Below are 18,946 nucleotides of genomic sequence, written 5' to 3' on the forward strand. Positions count from 1 at the left end.
ATTTTATTAGAAAAAATCAAGTTTTCCAAGCACCCTGACCGAATCTGCTCGAACAGCCGCGTATTGCTTAACAGGATTTGGCTGTTTCTGTATAATGAAAAGTACGATCAACCAGGAGGTGCTTTATTTTGAAATTGCGTCATCTTCTTTTAGGAGCCGGACTTGGCATTTGTACGGCTATCGTTGTGAAACAATATGTGATGAAGCCTTATATTTCTTCAGAAAAAGCGCTTCGAATCGTAAAATCCGCTTTTAAGCAACGGGGGCCGATTGATGGATCATGGATTTACACCCAGCCGGAGCCTTACAATGTGAACGGAGAAACAGTACAGGTGTACAAAACCGGCATTACACGATCAGCTTTCGGAGAATTAGAGCAGTATGAAGTCATGGTGGATGCGAAAACGGGGGAAATTGTAGATGTTATTGATACAATCGCCTCTTAATACCGGACAAGCGTAAAATAGAAGCCGCTGCCCATGCAGCGGCTCTTTTTTTTATTATATCGCGCGAATTGGTTTATATACCGGATACCACATTGCGTCCTGCACAGCCTGTATGATGTCCTCAGGCTCTTCTGTCGCAACGCCTTCCTTAATCGCAGTTTTAGCGACTTCAACTGCGACGGTTGCCGATACAGTCCGCAAATCCTCTACTTTCGGAAGCATCGGCGCGCCAGGCACCCCGACATTGACCATACTTGCGATCGCGCGGGCACATGCTTCAAACATGCCATCGGTTATTAATTTTGATTTGGTGACAATCGTTCCTAGCCCGAGACCAGGGAAAACAAGCGCGTTGTTTGCTTGGCCGATATGGTATGTTACCCCGTTATATTCTACTGGCGGGAACGGGCTTCCTGACGTAATCAGCGCACGCCCTTCTGTCCATTTGATTAAATCCTCTGGTTTTGCTTCAGAAAGAGTAGTTGGATTCGACATCGGCAGAATCGCCGGACGTTTTACGTGCGACGCCATTTCTTTTACAATTTCTTCAGTAAAAGCACCGGAAACCGTAGAGGTACCGATCAGGATCGTTGGTTTCGCCTGTCTGACCACTTCAAGGAGATCAATGCCCCCGCCTTCTCCGTTACGCTGATAATCCTTCACTTCATCAGACGAACGGGCGTAAGGCTTTTGGAATTCGAGAAGCTGGTCCATATCATCTGTTAACAGCCCGTTCCGATCTATGCACCAGAAGCGCTGGTATGATTCTTCCTCACTCAGCCCTTCGCGCACCAATGCTTCCCGCAGCTGTTCAGCAATTCCGATTCCTGCTGTTCCTGCTCCGAATATGACAACTCTATGATCTCTCAGCGGCACTTTAGACGCTTTTGCACAGGATAAGACTGCCGCCAGTGAAACAGCGCCTGTACCTTGAATATCATCATTAAACGTACACACTTTATCTTTATAGCGTTTCAAAATGCTGCGCGCGTTTTTCGCTCCGAAATCCTCCCAGTGCAGCAATGCATTTGGGAATGTTTCTCTCGCCAGAGCAACATAATCGTCAATGAATTGGTCATAGCGTTCTCCGCGCACTCTGGAATGCTGGTTGCCGACATAAAGCGGGTCGTTTAAGAGGCTCTCCTGATTTGTCCCCGCATCTAAAACGACAGCCAGCACTCTGCTCGGATCAATGCCGGCAGCCGCCGTGTAAACCGCTAGCTTGCCGATAGAAATCGCGATTCCGCCGACGCCCCAGTCTCCGATTCCTAAAATGCCTTCCGCATCAGTTGCAACAATTAAATCGATTGAATCGCTTTGATCTTTATACTGTTTAAATGCTTTTCTCATACCGTCCGGGTCATCGATAGACAGATAGAGCCCTCTAGGCTTTCTGTATTCATGGCTGTATCTCTGAATCGCCGTTCCGACTGTCGGTGTGTAGACAATCGGGAGCATTTCCCCTAAATGGTCATTTAACAGGCGGTAAAATAACGTTTCATTCCGATCGTGCAGTGCCGTCAAATAAACATTCTTGCTCAAATCGTCAGGCTGTGCAGAATATTGTTCGTATGCTCTTTTCGCCTGATCTTCAATTGTTAATACCTTTGGCGGCAGAAAGCCTGTTAAGCCAAGTTCTTTTCTTTCTTCCTCAGTAAAAGCAACACCTTTGTTCAAAAAAGGAACAGAGAGTACTTCAAGGCCTCTTAATGTTGTTTGAATGTCTCCTTCGTTTGTTACTTTGAATTGTTTCACCCTGCCTCTTCCTTTCTGAGCATAATTAGTACTAGGTTTGCATTATTAGCCGGAAAACATGCAGGGTAAACATAAAAATATGCTATTGCTACATTCGCTTAACTGAATCTTTGATACTTCCATCCTCATTCCATTTAAGCGCGCGATATCCAGCATCATGATAAAAAATAAACCAAGCGTCTTTTTCCGCTGCGAATGCCTGCCATTTCTGCTTTTGCGGTATAGAGGTCATCGGATAATCATCATAAGCCAGCACCCATAGCGGATTGCGGTGTGCGTGTGTCGGCATCAGATCTGCCATATGTACGGCGGTTTCACCGGCATCCTCGCATATAAGTATACTATGTCCGTCGCTATGGCCTCCGGTGTGATGCATCGTAATCCCCTCTGTGATCGTTAAGGTGTCTTCAAACGTTTTAACTTGGCCGGCAACAGCCTCCCAGTTTTCTTTCCAATACGTATTTTTCGATCTTATATTTGGATGGCGCATTTCATTCCATTCAACAGCTGATGCATAAATTACTGCATTCGGAAAGACAGAGACGAGCTGTTCTCCTTCATATTCCGTTAAACCGCATGCATGATCGAAATGAAGGTGTGTCATAGCGACTACATCAATATCAGCAACCGTCAATTCTAGCTCCGCTAACGATGTTTTCACATTCGATTCTTGGGTCACGCCATAGTTCCGTTTTTGTTTCTCAGTCAGCTTGCCGTACCCAATGCCGGCTTCGACGATGATATTCATCCCTTCCTTTTGAATAAGGATCGGATCTGTCCTTAGTTCAATCTGGTTTTTCTCATTAACTGGATATTTTTTAGACCACAGCGGCTTCGGAACGACGCCAAACATGGCACCTCCGTCCATATGTGTCACGCCTCCGTCAAGCCAGGTTAACGTCATGTTCCCAATTTTCATTGATTCCATTTTCATCCCCCCTGTCATCATGGTAGCAAACGGTCCATAAAAAAAACAGACTCCTTCAGAGTCTGTTTACGTTCTCCATTCAACTTCAGCCCGATAGATCGGCTGTCCGAGTGCTGAGAATTTTTCTTCATATTCTGTCATAATATTGCCTTCCAGATTGCTGTTATGCAAATCGAGACTGACATATGTCAGCAGCAGGCCGTACTCAGAGAAGCTCTTCAAAGAGTACTCAAACAAGCCGCGGTTGTCCGTTTTAAAATGAATCGCTCCGCCTTTTCCCATTACTTCTTCATATGTTTTGAGGAAGTGGGAATACGTCAGACGGCGTTTTTCGTGGCGTTTCTTCGGCCAAGGATCAGAAAAGTTCAAGTAGACCCGTTTGACTTCACCCGGCTCAAACACATCCGTCAGCGTGTCCGCGTCTATATTCAGAAGCTTTACATTCGGCGCTTCGCTGTCTTTTACTTTTTGGACGGCTGTCACGATGACGCTTTTAAACAACTCAATACCAATATAATTGATATCGGGATTTTGTTTGGCCATTCCAGAAATAAATTGCCCTTTCCCTGTACCAACCTCGATATGGATCGGATTGTCGTTGCCAAACACTGTTCTCCATTTTCCTTTATAATCAGCAGGATTGCTGATGGCAATATCTGCGTTTTCAGCCAAAAAGTCATCAGCCCAAGGCTTGTGGCGCATTCTCATATGATTGACACCTCTATCTATTATTTCGACTAACAACATACCATGAATTAAAAAGACCCGCAAGATCGTTTTTCCAGCGTGTCTTCTAGGGCCAATTATATAAAAAAAGAGGTTCCCGTCTGCCGGAACACTCCTTTCACATGCATAAAAACGCTCTATTTTGAACAATTTAACCCGTATGATCATGAAGGGATGTGTACCATTATGGGTTTACATTATGAGCATCAAGTTCATTTATTGAAGGATATATTGACTGACCATCAATTGGACTGCTGCGGAACAGTCGCAGAGTACGAGCAGCTTGAGCGTGTGATTAAATCGCTTATGGCAAACACCGAGCTTGATTCAAACTTCAAAAACGTATTGGAAGATGTTTACCGCTACAGCCAATCAGGAATATCGTCCAAATCCATCGACTCACACATACAAGAGCATCAAAACAGCCTGTCTCAATGGGTAGAGCAAATGGATTCGTATTCCTGATTATTCAACGATACGTTTCATGAGAATATGCAGTTCTTCCATTGCATCATGAAATTCCTTATCTTTGCCTTTTGCTTTGTGCCAGGCAATGAAAGTGAGTGTTTCAGATAACACATACCAAGCCATTCGTAACCGAAGGCTTTCTGTTAACTCAATGCCGTACATGCTCAGCCAGCTCTCCCAAGCTGGCTTTTCGACGTAGTGGTACAGCAAAGGCCCGAGGTCCATCGCAGGATCAGCGATCATGGCGCCGTCCCAGTCAATTAAATACAGCTGGTTGTCTTCAGACAATAGCCAGTTATTATGATTGACATCACAATGGCAAACGACTTTCTCACCGAAATGCACTTCATGCAGATGTTCTTCTAAGTACTTGATCCCTTCTTGAATCAGCGGCGAAGATTGCTGCACAGCAAATACAGCTTGCTTCAGCTGAGTCAGAAAAGCCCCCGGGTTCAGCGGTTCTTTTCCAAGTCTCTTTAGCATGTCCAGCAAGGCTTTTGATGTGTGTATTTTACGAAGCAATTCAGCAACGGGCCGTCCGCTCATATCTTTAGGCTTCAGCTCTCTGCCGGTCATCCAGTGCTGAGCCGTGATGACATCTCCATTTTCCATCCGTTTTGTCCAAACCAGCTTCGGAACAATGCCTTCGGCGGATAAAACAGCTAAAAAAGGTGAGCTATTACGTTTTAAAAAAAGCTGCTGCCCGTTATGTTTCGCATAATATGCATCTCCTGTAGCTCCTCCGGCGGGGAAGATCTCCCAATCGCTACCTAGTAATTGTCCCAACCAGTTCATATCAATGTTCAACCCATCATTTCTTAAAATATTTTAGAATAAAGGCTAATCGTCTCTAGTCTATCCAGCGAGTGCCTTTTTCGTACGAATCGTATGAAAATAAAAAAGACAGCTATTGAGAGTCTCATATGCTAATCAATAGCCGTCCTTTAAATTTTAGCGCTATAGGACAAACTTCGTCAAGCAAAACTCTTAAGATCTGATACCAAATATAAGATAACTGTTCCGATGCCGTTTACCGCAACCGCTTTCTTGATTTCTTTCGGGTCACGATGAAAACCTGATGTATCACATAAAAGCCGGTACGTTTTGTCGTTTGGCAGCTCCCATTCAACGAAGTCCGGACTCGCGTGATGAATGACGATGATGTCTTCCCATTGGTCGATCCCGTTAAGATCATAAAGCCTATATGCGATAAGGTGTTCTTTTAGCGTTAAACATTCAAGATGGCTCTGGATGTCTGCAGAGGAATTGAGACGAAATGCCGGATGCGTACTTCTCAGCGAAATCAGCCTGCGGATATCGTCAACATCTTCTTTGAACGTGTCACGCCGATCCCAATCCAGCTGGTTGATGCTGTCACTGGATTGATAGCTGTTTTCCACTCCCTGCTTCGTCCGGAAAAATTCCTGTCCGCTATGAATGAACGGCACCCCTTGGGCAAGCAAGATAATCGCGGCTCCCAGCCTTTGCCTGCTTCTCTTTCGGCTGTCAGTTTCTTGAGAGAGCGCAAAGCCTATTTTATCCCAAAAGGTGTGATTGTCGTGTGACTCAACATAATTGATGGACTGGCTGGGATCAGAAACAATTGGTGCTAATGCCTCTCATCCGGAAGAGCCGGCTATCCCGTGCATAACGCTATCCGCTGCTTCACCGCCGCCGAGCGCAAATCCCGCTGCCATGAGATGAAAGGTGTTCCCTTTCACAGCGTCACGAAACGTATCATTAAAAAACCGCTGCCCGGCATTTTTGCAGTGTTTGCCAAGGTCGCTTTTTGTTCATGCGTCGCCAAATCCCATCCTTCTCCAAAAAGCAAAATTCCAGGCTTTACTGCAGTTGCTTTTTCTTTGATATAAAGCACGGTATCCATATCTAAAATGCCAAGCAGATCAAAGCGGAAGCCGTCGACATCGTATTCCTCAATCCAGTACATGACGCAATCCGCTATGAATTTTCTCGCCATCCTCTTTCTGACGCGATGTCATTGCCAACGCCGGTGCCGTTTGCCGGCATCCCAAATTCGTCTTGCCGAAAAAAATAACCTGGCACCGTCTTTTCAAAAGGTGAATTCTCCCTCTCGTATACGTGATTAAAGACGACATCCAGAATGACTCGAAGTCCATGCTGATGAAGGGTTTTGATCATTTGTTTTAACTCTGTTTTTCTTGTTTGAGGATCATGAGGGTTTGAGGCATAGCTTCCCTCCGGAGCAAAGAAATGAAGCGGGTTATATCCCCAATTGTAAGCATCGAGCGGCTTCTCTTCATTCATTCCGGCAAAATCATTCACCGGCAGAAGCTCTACATGTGTAATGCCTAGCTCTTTTATATACGCCAGTCCGGAAGAACAGCCATTCATGGTTTGCGTTTCTGTTTCCGTCAGCGCTAAGTATTTTCCCTTGTTTTTCATGCCGCTGTTTTCATGGATGGAGAAGTCGCGGATGTGCATCTCATAGATGACGGCATCTACAGGGGTTGAGAACGGTTTGGGCGGAGCATCCCACTTCATTTGATCCGGGCGAAGGACGACGCCCTTCTCTCCATTTACAGTCACAGCCTTTGCATACGGATCAACGGTTTCCGCCCATATTGTATTGTTGCAGATACAGAACACATACTCATACCTGTGAAGATCACCGGTGACAGTTATGGTATAGACGCCTTTTTCAGTTCTAACCATTTGGAAAATGCGGCTGCTTTTATTTGGATGTGAAAGCCTGACAGCAGCTGAGGTCGCAGCAGGCGCCCATACTTTAAATACGGTATGAGCCTCAGTCTAAACGGCACCCAGCTCTCCATCATAATAAAATAAATCATCAAACGCGTCCGTCCGGATAACTGCGCCAATTTGGAGATCGGTTTTATCGCCGCTTGTCTTTCCGAATGTCACTGGAGGTTCTGATACGCAGACGTACTTGTATGTGCCTTCAAGGCGGTATTCCTCCCTGACAGCCAAAGGAAAATCGGTTGTTTCTGTCTCAAGCCGAAACGGCGGTGTCATGATTGCATTTTGTTCTGCAGGAATCAGAACGGTAATGACATTCATGTCATCGACATACGCTTCGAGGCTGCGGCGGATGTTGACCATTGGGACCTCTCTCCTCCAAACACGTTTATGTTTTGATCCTCAGGGGTGAAGGACTCGATGCCAGACGAAACGGGGTGGTGCCCATGATTTCTCCGTCAGCATGGAAAGGAATTTTGCCCTTCGTGTAAAACGTAATGTCCTTCGCTTTAAACATTGTCACGCAGTCCAGCTTTGTATGTTTTCCAAATGCCATCAGACATAAAAGCCAATATTTTTTTAAAAACGGCTGATTTCTAACGATCACGATATCAAATGCCTTCTCGCGCGGATTTGCAAGCGGCGCAGCCTTCATGCCGCCGCCATAAAACGGATGGTTGGATACAACCGCAAACCAGACATCTTGAAATTCTTGTGTTTCTCCTTCTATTGTACAAGCTAATGAAAACGGCTTAAAGGTCGCCGAGGCATGCAAATGGGAAAGCGGATACACAAGAAATCGTAGGCGAAGAAAAAGAAAAAACCGTCTCAACGGTAATTCCTTCGCCTTTTTATTGACATATGCGTCAAACCCGATCCCGATATGATTCATAAAATATAGAATTTGAGATTTATCCTGAAGGAAATTAAGGCTCCCTAAATGAAAGGTTCGGGTTAACGGGCGCTTTACCTTTTTGATTTCCTGTATCAAATCTATTTTTTTAACAGAGAATCCTCTCGAAAAATCATTATACGCGCCCGCCGGCACAAAGCTCAGTTCAATATCGTCAACATCTTTCAGCCCGTTGATAACTTCGTGCATGGTTCCGTCTCCGCCAATGACGATCAGGCGCTTTATCTTATATTCCTGTATCGTTGAAATCTGCCTGGCGAGCACCTCGGCGTGTCCCGGGTGTTCAGTTAAAAATGAGCGGTGCTCGACCTTTCGTTTGATCAATTCCTTTTGAATGGACTTCCAAACACGCAGGCCGTTTCGATGCCCTGCTGTCGGATTAATAATAAAAAACCAATGGCTCATCTTTCTCACCTGCTTATGGTATGAGAAAACCGCTTAAATCGTTCTCTATTACTCCAGCCACTCTTGTCTGCGATAGGAGTCAGACATGCAGTAGGACAATAGAGCTTTCGCTGCCTTTACCTGATGATGTTTAATCGGAGCAGTGTTTTTCTTCTGCCGCTCAATCCATTCCTCCGCGCCCCGCTTATCTGCTATTTCTAAGCCGTATGGCGGTTCCGGGTAATCGATGTACGACGTTCTGCTCAGAAGCAATTTTCGAACTGGAATTTCAGCCTGTTTTTCCTTTATGATTTTTGATACAACGGAGTCCGTGCGAAACACGCTCAGCCCCGGATTTAACACTGATGCAGTCTGAGAGGCTGTTTTCTTCTCCCAAAAACGATTTTTAGACCCTATGTATACACTGTCTTCCTCTGCCTCTAAAAAAGAAACGCAATAAATGTCAAGCGGGGAAATAATCACAATGCTTAATTCAACCGCCGCCTGCTGAATTTGCAGCACAGGCTTATACATAATGAAATAAGAGTCAGGCAGCTGCTGGGTCAGATAACGCAAAATGCGGTCCTGCTTCACCTGGTTTGAGAGATGTGATATTTCTGAAAGAGTAGAGCTTGCCCATTTTAGCTGAAAGTCATATAAATGTCTTTTATAAAAAGAAGCAAGCGCCATCCTGCTCTTCGGCAGCCTTACATGTAAATCGTCTTCTTCCTCAAACCATTGGTGTCTCTCTTCTTGTATATCGGCTTTTATCTCTTCTTTTCTTCTTTTCAATGAAAATTTTTTTCGTTTCCGCACCGATTCCGGCTCTTCTGTACTGGCTTGTCTTTCTTCATGCTGGCGCTCCGCTGCTTCTAATAGTGAAAGCCAGCGCTCTTTTTTCAGCCGTACAAACTGATTAATATAATGGTACGGATCAAGCTCATATCTCGATATATAATCATGAATTTTGATGATTTGTGCCATGTTTGTTTCTCCACTCCGCAATGAATTAAGATAAATGAAATTTGATTATTTCCTCGTATTTTGGTGATTGGTTCAAGTGTATTTGAAAGAGCGAAAACCGTTCAGCCATCATGGAAACTTCGCTGCTTTCAAACGGAACATGTGCCGGAAATCCCTCTTCGCCTGTCCACTTTCTAGCCAGCGTCATATGAGGGTGATACGGTCTTTTTTCCACTTGAAATCCAGCTTGAAGAACAGCCTGTTTTGTATGTTCCCGCAGCATTTCAAGTGTTTTGTTTTTCTTTGGCTCGAGGTGTAAGACACGCGGCCTTCTGCGGTCGCCGAATACATCAATTTTGCCAAACTCAATTGGAAACGGATTTGTTTCTGAAGCAACCGCAGCTAGTGAGCCTTCAAGCTGCTGGATTTGCGTCTCATCCGCCGCTCCGAGAAAAATCAACGTGATATGGTAGTCAAGCGGGTGCACCCATTTTTGAAACGTCAAAATCGGCTCGTTTTTCGCAGCATGGTAAACCGGATTCGCAATTCCCTCAGGAATGGGAACACCGATGAAATAATGAGGCCGTATATCTGGCATCCGTCTGACACTCCCTTCCTTTGACAGCTATTATTTTATCAATAAAGAGGCTGTGCGAATAGAGGAACAGTGTATGAAAACACTCTCGCACAAACGTTTATTATGTTAGGATATTATGTGACACTTGTTTTATTCAGAAAGGAATGACAATGTTGAAAATCGTTGAAAATACAGCCGATTTAATAGGAGATACACCGCTTGTGAGATTGAATCGGCTTCAGCCGGAAAACGCGGCACAGGTCTATTTAAAGCTTGAATTCTTTAATCCGAGCGGCAGTGTGAAAGACAGAGCCGCTTATCAGATGATCATAGAAGCAGAACAAAACGGTTTGCTCAAGCCGGACTCAGTTATTATAGAGCCGACAAGCGGAAATACCGGAATCGGGCTCGCCATGAATGCGGCAGCACGCGGCTATAAAGCGATCCTAGTCATGCCTGATACGATGACGAAGGAACGGATCAACCTACTAAAAGCTTACGGCGCCGAGGTTGTATTAACACCCGGAGCGGAAAGAATGCCGGGAAGCATCAAAAAAGCGAAGGAGCTTGCCGAACAAATTCCGAACAGCTATATTCCGATGCAGTTCGATAACACCGCCAATCCTGACGCGCACCGGAAAACGACGGCGCTTGAAATTGCCCGGGCAATAAAGGAAATCGGAAAACCGCTCGGCGCTTTTGTCGCCTCTTCCGGAACGGGCGGAACCATTACCGGAACAGGTGAAGCGCTCAAAGAGATTTTTCCGGAAATTACGGTTCATGTTGTCGAGCCTGCGGGGTCGCCCGTATTATCCGGAGGTAAACCCGGGGCCCATAAGCTTGTAGGGACGAGTCCGGGCTTTATTCCCCCGATTTTAAATCAAGAGGTATATGATGAAATTTTCAAAATCTCTGATGAAGACGCATATGCGACCACAAGACGCCTTGCTGCTGAAGAAGGAATTCTTGTCGGGCCTTCGTCAGGAGCTGCCTGCTTCGCAGCAATCGAAACAGCGAAACGCCTCTCTCCTGACCAAGTTGTGGTCTGCATGACAGCCGATACGGGAGAACGGTATTTATCAACTGATTTATGGTCATTTGTTTAAAAAAGGACTGGCTTCAGAAGAAGCCGGTCCTTTTATTTTGCAAGTTCATAGATCGCCTGCGCATATAAAGCTGTCGATCTAAGCAGATCATCGATTTCGATATATTCATCCTTTTGATGTGCACTGTCGGGACGTCCGGGGAACAGCGGGCCGAACGCGACACCGGCTTTTAAAGATCTGGCATAAGTTCCCCCGCCGATTGAGATTAATTCAGCTTTTTTGCCCAGCTGGCCTTCATAAACCTTTTGCAGGGTTTTGACTAACGGATGGTCTGCTGACACGTGATGCGGCTTGCTGTCTTTGAATTCTCCGAGCTCAAATTCATCGGCGTTTTCGAATGCATCACGGATCACTTTGCTGTCTGCGGTCACAGGATATCGGATATTAATCCCAAGCTCGCCTCCTTGCCCTTCCGTATAGCGCAATGTTCCGACATTTAATGTCAGTTCTCCGCTAATGTCATCCTCACAGTCGATATTCAGTTTCTTCCCTCTCGTATCGTCTGAAAACTTGCCTGTCACAACTTGCACAAATCGCTTCCCTGCTTTATCAAGCTCAGCCTGGTCCAGAAATTCGCACAATAAAAGGCCGGCATTAATTCCGTTGTTCGGTTCCATCGCATGGCAGGAAAGCCCGTACATACGCAAAATGAGCTGTCCGTTCTCTATTTCAGCTTCCCCTTTTCGATCTGTCGTACGAAGCATGTCTTTAAACGAAGCAAGAATCTCTTCTTTTTTCGGCCCTTGAATGACAGCTTCCGCAGCATCAGGCACCATGTTCAAGCGGAGGCCCGACTGAAATGAGACAAGCACTGTTTCTGAATCGGCTTCGTTTGAGCAGTGCGGGATGAGTAATGAAGCATCAATGATCCCTTTTTCCGCGTTAATAATCGGAAAATCGGCGTCAGGCGCAAATCCCAGCGTTGGCATCTCTTCGTGCTTGAAATAATGCTCCACACATCTCCAATCGCTTTCTTCATCTGTTCCGATAATGATTCTGACACGTTTGGACAGCGGCAGATTCATATCTTTCACGATTTTCAGCGCGTAGAACGCAGCCATTGTCGGACCTTTATCATCAATGGCGCCTCTTGCATAAATCCTTCCGTTACGGATATCAGCTGAAAACGGATCACTCGTCCACCCATCTCCTGGCGGCACGACGTCAACATGGCAAAGTACGCCGACAATGTCATCGCCCTCGCCCCATTCAATATGGCCCGCAAAGCCGTCAAGATTTTTTGTTGTAAAGCCTTCTTTTTCTCCCAGCTTCAGCAATGAAGTCAAGCTGGCGTTTACCCCTTCTCCAAACGGTTTGCCGGGTCCGGCAGTTGTCTCGTCCATTACGCTGTTGATTCTCAAAAATTCCTGCGTATCACGAATTAAATCCTCTTTTTTTCTGATCACTTCGACTTCCCAGTTCATAACGTTCCCCTTTCCGCAAGATATGACTTGCAAAAACAAAATAAAACGAATAATATTAATGGTGTTTTGTTAAAACGTTCGTAATTGGAGGATACTATGTTTCATCTAAAAGAGCAGCAAACATCCATAAAGCAAGAAGTCATAGCAGGACTGACCACTTTTTTCACAATGGTCTATATCGTCGTGGTTAATCCGGTCATTCTGGCTAACGCCGGAGTTCCTTTCGACCAGGTTTTCACCGCAACGATTATTGCCTCCATTGTCGGAACGCTGTGGATGGCCCTGGCAGCAAACTATCCGATTGCTATTGCGCCCGGCATGGGCTTGAACGCTTATTTAGCCTTTCATGTCGTAAGCGCAAGCGATGGCGGCATTACGTACGCAACAGCTTTCAGTGCCGTATTTACAGCAGGGGTTCTCTTCATTATTCTATCGTTAACACCTTTAAGAAAACAACTTATAGAAGCGATTCCAAATAATTTAAAATACGGAATCACAACAGGGATTGGGCTTTTTATTGCTTTTATCGGTTTGCGGCAGGCGGGAATTGTGGCGGCTGATGAGTCAAACCTGGTTACTCTCGGCAATTTGCATTCACCAGGTGTCATATTAACGCTGATCGGCCTTCTGATCAGTGTAGTCTTAATGGTGCTGAATGTCAGTGGCGCCTTATTCATCGGAATGGCAGCTACCGCTTTGATCGCCTTTTTTACCGGGCAGCTGCATTTTCCAAAGGGCTTTATGTCACTTCCACATTTGCCGGAAGGATTGATCATCTCTAATCCGTTTTCCGCTTTTGGCGATGTCGTTCATCACGGCCTGTACGCTGTCGTCTTTTCTTTTCTATTGGTCACGATATTTGATACGACCGGCACGATGATCGGTGTTGCCGAGCAAGCCGGGCTGATGAAGAACAACAAGCTGCCGAACGTGCGAAAAGCGCTGCTTGCCGATTCTACGGCGACGACAGTAGGAGCTGTTTTCGGCACAAGTCCGACAACCGCATTTATCGAGTCTTCCGCCGGTGTCGCAGCCGGTGGAAGAACGGGGCTTACGGCTTTAACTGTTGCGGTGCTGTTTGCGGTTTCATTGTTTTTCAGTCCGCTTGTCAGTGCATTATCCGGCATAGCCGCCATCACCTCTCCTGCTTTGATTATTGTCGGCAGCCTGATGATGAACTCGGTTTCTCGTATAAATTGGAAAGAGATGGACGAGGCCTTTCCTGCGTTTCTTGTCATTCTGGCCATGCCTTTGACATCCAGCATTTCTACAGGAATTGCGCTCGGATTTATTTTGTATCCGATCGTTAAAGCAGCGCGTGGAAAATGGAGAGAGATTCACCCGCTCGTCATCGTTTTCGCCATTCTGTTTTTCATCCAGCTGTTTATTTTATAGCACATGCAAAAACCCAAACGTCTGACGTTTGGGTTTTTTATGTAAACAATAAAGAAACAACGGCCGCTACAAAACAGCAGGCGACAAATGCATAATGCAGGGTGCTTATACAGCTTTTTCTGGCTCGGTAATACTCATCACTTTCCTTATGGGCTCCAATTAAAATAGGCGCGTCCATCACTTTGTCAAAGATAAGCGTAAGGATATAATAGCAAACTCCTGTATACACCAGCAGTGCAATCACCTTCAGCCAGATCGGGGACATCAAAATTAAGATGATGAATGCTGACAACAGCATGCACATCCGCCTCGTATACTCAACATTCCTCAGCATAACTTTAAAAAACAATTCCTTATAGCCAGTCATGATCGTTCGTCTTTTATATATCCTTTTTGAATTCCGGTATAATAATGGCTTCCTTCTCAACCTGTCCTTCACTTTCGGGATTCCCGCCTCCTGGCTCATCATCATCACAAGCCCGGCAAGCGCAAGCCTGCTTTTCTTCTCTTCAGTTACCTCCGCTTCAAAAGCCGATATCGAAGCTGTCTTTTTCCAACCGCGGACGAATGCAAAAATCAAAAACAAAATGCCAATGAACGCAAGCAAACGCCGCTCAGTGAATACGATCAGGACAGCAGAACCAGAGAAAAGAACGGCTCTGAAAAGAATTTCGGCAATCCGTCCCGAAATGGAACGCGGCTTTCTGATCCTATCTTGCTTTAAGGATAAAAAAATTGTATGAAGGCCAAACATGTAACACAATAGAGCAGCGCTTTCTGCCGATGTGACGTGAACAGAATGACTGATAAAGGGAAGGACAATGAAAAAGAGCAGCAGCCATTTGACCAGCGTGACCAAAAAAGTATACACCAGCGCGTACCGCTTGAGTGAATAGATTATCTCTTTCTTTTGCAGCAAAAACACTTTGTCTGCTTCCATTAAAAACGTATGGATTGAGCCTGTGCACAAGATAAGCACACACACAGCGTACAGCCATCTCCATCCCATCATTTCAGACCACTCATAAAAAAGGCCTCTTCCGTTCATCAAATCAATATACTGATAGATGACAAAAGCAACCGCCGGCAAAACAATGTAGAGGGCGACTGTCCAGTCAATGACCGCATGGAATACGTTAAACTGATATCTATAATAGTCAAACAGCCTTCGAAAAAAGAGCGATCGCCCGTTCATGGCCGATCACCTTGGACCGCCTGATAAAAACAGTCAAGCAATGATTGTCCCTCTAATCCGGTCTCGCCCTGAATATCTTTTAACGTGCCTTGGAGAAATAAAGAACCATTCTCAATCATGTAAAACCGGTCACAGATTTTTTCGGCGGTATCGAGTACATGGGTACACATGAGAATGCCGGCTCCTCGATCTTTTTCTGCCTTAAGCATGTCCACAAAACGTTTTGTCGATATCGGATCAAGACCGATAAATGGTTCATCAATCACATATATATCCGGCTTAGAGAGAAAAGCCTGGATAAGCATCAGTTTTTGCTGCATGCCTTTTGAAAAGGTGACTGGCAGCTCGTGCATGACATGATGAAGCGAAAACGTCTCCAGCAGGCTTTGGGCCCGATGCGCAAATTCACTTTCCTCAATACCGTGGAGCGTGCTGATCAGATCCAAATGCTCCCACAGCGTCAGTTCTTCGTAAAAGGACGGATGCTCCGGAATATACGCAAATGAACAGTCGTTCCAGGCAATATGCCCTTTAAGTCTTCTGAGAGTCCCAGAATGGCCTTGATTGCGGTGCTTTTTCCGGCGCCGTTAGCTCCGATCAGACCGACTAGCTCTCCTTTTCCAACTTCCAAAAAAACATTGGTGAGCACTTTTTTTCGGCTTGTATACCCTGCCTGTTCTATTGAAGCTTCAAGCAATTTTGTCAAATCTCACCCACCTCCAAAATTTACTACGAAACAGAATAAAAAAAGTTTCTTTAACTATAATAATATTGTGTCGAAATACATAGTTATCCAACAAGGATGGCTGCCCAACTCAAATTGGAAAAAATTTATAGGAGTTATCCCTAGATTCATCACTGCGATATCGTGTATAATGAGGGCGAATTATTTTATAAAGATTACAGATGTCTGCCTTTGTTGCTATTTCGTACGCAGTTGATAGTCGTGAGTTGTGGTTAGTCAAGTCCATCCGATCTTATGATAGGGAGTGGTTTTTTGAAACCTTCAACAAACCGTATGCTAACTCGAATCAAATCAGTTTACATGTTTATCCAAGAAAAAGGTCTTGTGACAACACAGGAACTGGTTGACGAATTCGGCATTACACCTAGAACAATTCAAAGAGACTTAAATGTGTTGGCATATAATGATCTTGTTCATAGTCCAAGCCGTGGCAAGTGGGAGACAACGAGAAAGAAAGTAAAGATTACCTCATAAATTGAAAAATTACATAGGGCCGCCTGTGAGCGGCCTGATAGATATAGGGCGCAGAAACGTCTGAGCCTTGTTTTTGTGTGCTTATAAATATAAAAAATCCCGCATCGAAATGCGGGATTTTTTCATGCTTGCGGCTCATTCAGCCTCTTAAGCTCTTCTTCTGTAAGCTCACGATATTCTCCCGGCGCCAGAGCGGGATCCAAGGAAACTGGACCCATCGAAAGCCGCTTCAGATAAATGACTTCATTGCCGACAGCCTTTGCCATTTGCTTGACCTGATGGTATTTTCCTTCTGTAATCGTCAGGTAAACTACGGAATTGCCATTGTCGTTGGCTTTGATTTCCGCTGTTGCCGGCTTTGTTTTATAGCCGCCTTCAATGTAGACACCCGTTTCCAGATCAGAGATGTTTTCCGGTGAAATCTGTGATTTTAAATGGACTTCATACGTTTTGGGAACATGCTTTTTAGGCGAAAGGAGCCGATGTGCGAGCTGGCCGTCATTTGTAAGCAGCAAAAAGCCCTCTGTATCTTTATCAAGCCTGCCGGCGGGAAACGGCTCAAATCTCATCTCCTCTGGCGTCAGCAGATCGATCACTGTTTGCTGCCGGCTGTCCTCAGTCGCCGACAGCACTCCCTGGGGCTTATTCATCATCAGATAAATGAACTCGCGGTAATCAACCGGTTCCCCGTATACAGTAACCTCCTGCGTATCAGGATCAACGTGCGCCTTTACATCTTTTGCCGGTTTACCGTCGACCATGACGGCACCCGCCTTCACAACAGCTTTGACTTCTTTTCTGGAACCATATCCGCTGTTGGCAAGCAGCTTATCAAGTCTCATACCCGATCTCTCCTTTATAAAAGAAAGCCCGCAGCTGCGAGCTCTCAGTTTCAATCTTGTTCATCAGCCAGCATGTCTGCCTCTCTTTAAGAACCCCGGCAAACGGCGGCCTAATATTTTCTGCAAAAATCCTAACCGGTAGCCGCAATACAGATAAACAGCTCCGCCAACAGCTGCCGCAATCACCACAACGATCGCAGCTTGCACCTGGCCATCCTGGTAGGAAATAAAGAAGCTTAATACCCACTGTACGATTTTCACGGCAATACCCATAATGGCTGATAAGACCAGCATCAAAACAGTCCGTTTAACTAATATCTTATACGAATAGCCTGCATGGCGCTTAATCATGATAAATCCGTATAAAAGTGAAGCAATATATCCAAGCGCTGTCGCTAAAATCGCGCCGTCAGCCTGCATCAGCTTGATCAGCGGAACATTCAGCACAAGCTTGATCACGACGCCGATCACAAGGCTGACAACCGCAAATTTTTGTTTGTTGATGCCCTGCAGAATGGCTGCGTTGACCGTAAATAATGAGAACAGAATCGCAACTGGCGAATACCAAAGCAGGATGTTTGCCCCCAGCTCAGGATGAAGGCTCTCTGATCCGTAAAAGAACGTATACGTCGGTCCTGACAGTAGAGAGATCCCGACAACAGCCGGAATAATTAAAAACAGGATCGTCTGCATCGTTTGATTGATCTGCTGATTCAGCAGCTTATAGTTTCCGCTTGTAAACGATTCAGTAATCGTTGGAATTAATGTCAGCCCGAAAGCCGTCGCAAGGGAAACCGGGATCATCACGAGCTTCTGTACATACAGGGTAAGAATCGCCAGCATGTCCTGGCTGATGGCTTGATGGCCGGCTTCGATCATCGCTTTGTTAAACGTATTTGTATCAATATAGTTATACAAAGGGATGGCTAGTCCCACAAAAACGTACGGAGCGGCATAGCTGAACAGCTCGAAAAACATTTTCTTGTAGCTTAAGTTTGCTGTCGGCCTCGTATTCGGCATCATCGCCAACAGGCTGCCCTTCCGTTTGTTCCAATAAATATACAGCACGATCAGTCCTCCGAAGGCGCCAATCAGCGCTGCGAAGGTTGCATAACCGACGGCGATCACAAGGCCGCCGTTGAAAACCTTCAAAATTAAGAATGTCGCGCTCAGTAAAAAGATGATGCGGACAATTTGTTCAACGACCTGGGAAACAGCTGTCGGTCCCATCATTTGGTGCCCTTGAAAGAATCCGCGGACAAGGCTCATAATCGGCACGACCAAAAGCGCTAAGCTGACCATGCGAATGACATAAACGACATGATCAATTGTCACGCCGTTATTATCCTTGCCCCCAAGCGATATTTCCGCAAAAATCGGAGCGGATAAATACAGAATGAAAAAGGCAATCATTCCAGTGACGAGCATAACTGACATGCCCGCCTTTAGCATTTTTCTGCTTGTTTCATAATCCCCTTTGGAATTATATTTGGAAACAAATTTAGAAACAGCGGCCGGAAAGCCCATCGTAGCAATATTCAAAAATAAAGTGTATTGGTTGTATCCGTATTGAAATAATGCACCGCCTGTCGCCCCGACCATAATGCTGAAGGGAATTAAATAGACCATTCCCAGAATCCGCGATATATATGTACCGAGCGTTAATACAAACGTGCCTCTTAACAGTTTGCTTGACATGTTTCTTCATCACCATTTTCTACGAAGATTCAACTTTTCTATTTTACCACAACTGGGCATTTAGACGGTAATAAATACAAAAGCAATCTGGTGAACATTCAGGTTCGCGGCAAAAGACGTTTAAGGAGAGGCTTTCTTTCGCTATAATAGTAATGCGGACAAGGTGTT

At 45.3% G+C, this 18,946-nt stretch carries 16 protein-coding genes and 2 pseudogenes; 5 read left to right on the forward strand and 13 right to left on the reverse strand.

What is annotated here, in order from left to right; translation table 11 throughout:
- The first annotated feature begins 128 nt into the window (after positions 1 to 128).
- Entirely contained in the window at positions 129 to 446 is a 318-nt protein-coding gene (locus tag Q3W56_RS10465; protein WP_019715402.1) for a PepSY domain-containing protein, read from the forward strand.
- Between the two features lie 54 nt (positions 447 to 500).
- Here the strand turns inward: Q3W56_RS10465 and Q3W56_RS10470 are convergent, their stop codons facing one another.
- The 3 genes from Q3W56_RS10470 to trmB all read right to left on the reverse strand — a co-directional run bounded on the left by Q3W56_RS10470 (position 501) and on the right by trmB (position 3,837).
- Positions 501 to 2,201 (reverse strand): NAD-dependent malic enzyme, encoded by a 1,701-nt coding sequence (locus tag Q3W56_RS10470; RefSeq protein ID WP_302895424.1) that lies wholly within the window; start codon positions 2,199 to 2,201, stop codon positions 501 to 503.
- A gap of 88 nt (positions 2,202 to 2,289) precedes the next feature.
- Complete coding sequence (locus Q3W56_RS10475; protein ID WP_302895425.1) at positions 2,290 to 3,129, reverse strand: YtnP family quorum-quenching lactonase; 840 nt, start codon at positions 3,127 to 3,129, stop codon at positions 2,290 to 2,292.
- A 66-nt stretch (positions 3,130 to 3,195) separates the two neighbouring features.
- Positions 3,196 to 3,837 (reverse strand): tRNA (guanosine(46)-N7)-methyltransferase TrmB, encoded by a 642-nt coding sequence (trmB, locus tag Q3W56_RS10480; RefSeq protein WP_019715405.1) that lies wholly within the window; start codon positions 3,835 to 3,837, stop codon positions 3,196 to 3,198.
- 204 nt (positions 3,838 to 4,041) lie between these two features.
- Here trmB and Q3W56_RS10485 point away from each other — a divergent pair, with 204 nt between their 5' ends.
- On the forward strand, positions 4,042 to 4,320 hold the full coding sequence (locus tag Q3W56_RS10485; protein WP_003237926.1) for a YtzH-like family protein: 279 nt from the start codon (positions 4,042 to 4,044) through the stop codon (positions 4,318 to 4,320).
- Here the strand turns inward: Q3W56_RS10485 and Q3W56_RS10490 are convergent, their stop codons facing one another.
- The 5 genes and pseudogenes from Q3W56_RS10490 to thpR all read right to left on the reverse strand — a co-directional run bounded on the left by Q3W56_RS10490 (position 4,321) and on the right by thpR (position 9,920).
- The gene (locus Q3W56_RS10490) at positions 4,321 to 5,118 is read right to left on the reverse strand and encodes a phosphotransferase family protein (protein ID WP_302895426.1); all 798 of its coding nucleotides are present in this window, start codon (positions 5,116 to 5,118) and stop codon (positions 4,321 to 4,323) included.
- Positions 5,119 to 5,297: 179 nt separating this feature from the next.
- Positions 5,298 to 7,425: pseudogene (gene pulA, locus Q3W56_RS10495) on the reverse strand (type I pullulanase).
- A gap of 25 nt (positions 7,426 to 7,450) precedes the next feature.
- Entirely contained in the window at positions 7,451 to 8,380 is a 930-nt protein-coding gene (locus Q3W56_RS10500) for a YegS/Rv2252/BmrU family lipid kinase (protein WP_302895428.1), read from the reverse strand.
- 48 nt (positions 8,381 to 8,428) lie between these two features.
- Positions 8,429 to 9,343 carry a hypothetical protein gene (locus Q3W56_RS10505; protein ID WP_302895430.1) on the reverse strand — a complete coding sequence of 305 codons (915 nt, stop codon included), beginning with the start codon at positions 9,341 to 9,343 and terminating at the stop codon, positions 8,429 to 8,431.
- Between the two features lie 25 nt (positions 9,344 to 9,368).
- Complete coding sequence (gene thpR, locus Q3W56_RS10510; protein WP_302895431.1) at positions 9,369 to 9,920, reverse strand: RNA 2',3'-cyclic phosphodiesterase; 552 nt, start codon at positions 9,918 to 9,920, stop codon at positions 9,369 to 9,371.
- 149 nt (positions 9,921 to 10,069) lie between these two features.
- On the opposite strand from thpR, the gene cysK reads away from it, so the two are divergent.
- Positions 10,070 to 11,005 carry a cysteine synthase A gene (cysK, locus tag Q3W56_RS10515; protein WP_019715411.1) on the forward strand — a complete coding sequence of 312 codons (936 nt, stop codon included), beginning with the start codon at positions 10,070 to 10,072 and terminating at the stop codon, positions 11,003 to 11,005.
- Between the two features lie 32 nt (positions 11,006 to 11,037).
- On the opposite strand, the gene pepV is transcribed toward cysK, so the two are convergent.
- On the reverse strand, positions 11,038 to 12,429 hold the full coding sequence (pepV, locus tag Q3W56_RS10520; RefSeq protein ID WP_302895432.1) for a dipeptidase PepV: 1,392 nt from the start codon (positions 12,427 to 12,429) through the stop codon (positions 11,038 to 11,040).
- A 96-nt stretch (positions 12,430 to 12,525) separates the two neighbouring features.
- Here pepV and pbuO point away from each other — a divergent pair, with 96 nt between their 5' ends.
- A complete protein-coding gene (gene pbuO / locus Q3W56_RS10525; RefSeq protein ID WP_019715413.1) occupies positions 12,526 to 13,824 on the forward strand; it encodes a hypoxanthine/guanine permease PbuO in 1,299 nt (432 codons plus the stop codon).
- 37 nt (positions 13,825 to 13,861) lie between these two features.
- Here pbuO and Q3W56_RS10530 read toward each other — a convergent pair whose 3' ends face one another.
- On the reverse strand, positions 13,862 to 15,019 hold the full coding sequence (locus Q3W56_RS10530; RefSeq protein ID WP_302895433.1) for an ABC transporter permease: 1,158 nt from the start codon (positions 15,017 to 15,019) through the stop codon (positions 13,862 to 13,864).
- Positions 15,016 to 15,725, reverse strand: a pseudogene (locus Q3W56_RS10535) (ABC transporter ATP-binding protein). The gene Q3W56_RS10530 and the pseudogene Q3W56_RS10535 overlap by 4 nt, the downstream one beginning before the upstream one ends.
- Positions 15,726 to 16,016: 291 nt before the next feature.
- Here Q3W56_RS10535 and Q3W56_RS10540 point away from each other — a divergent pair.
- Complete coding sequence (locus tag Q3W56_RS10540) at positions 16,017 to 16,238, forward strand: DeoR family transcriptional regulator (RefSeq protein WP_003152337.1); 222 nt, start codon at positions 16,017 to 16,019, stop codon at positions 16,236 to 16,238.
- Between the two features lie 122 nt (positions 16,239 to 16,360).
- Here the strand turns inward: Q3W56_RS10540 and Q3W56_RS10545 are convergent, their stop codons facing one another.
- Together Q3W56_RS10545 and murJ are read right to left on the reverse strand one after the other, a co-directional pair.
- A complete protein-coding gene (locus Q3W56_RS10545; RefSeq protein ID WP_302895434.1) occupies positions 16,361 to 17,080 on the reverse strand; it encodes a pseudouridine synthase in 720 nt (239 codons plus the stop codon).
- A 63-nt stretch (positions 17,081 to 17,143) separates the two neighbouring features.
- A complete protein-coding gene (murJ, locus tag Q3W56_RS10550) occupies positions 17,144 to 18,778 on the reverse strand; it encodes a lipid II flippase MurJ (protein WP_302895436.1) in 1,635 nt (544 codons plus the stop codon).
- Positions 18,779 to 18,946: the final 168 nt, after the last annotated feature.

Source organism: Bacillus sp. C28GYM-DRY-1 (assembly GCF_030519405.1).
GTDB lineage: Bacteria > Bacillota > Bacilli > Bacillales > Bacillaceae > Bacillus > Bacillus spizizenii_A.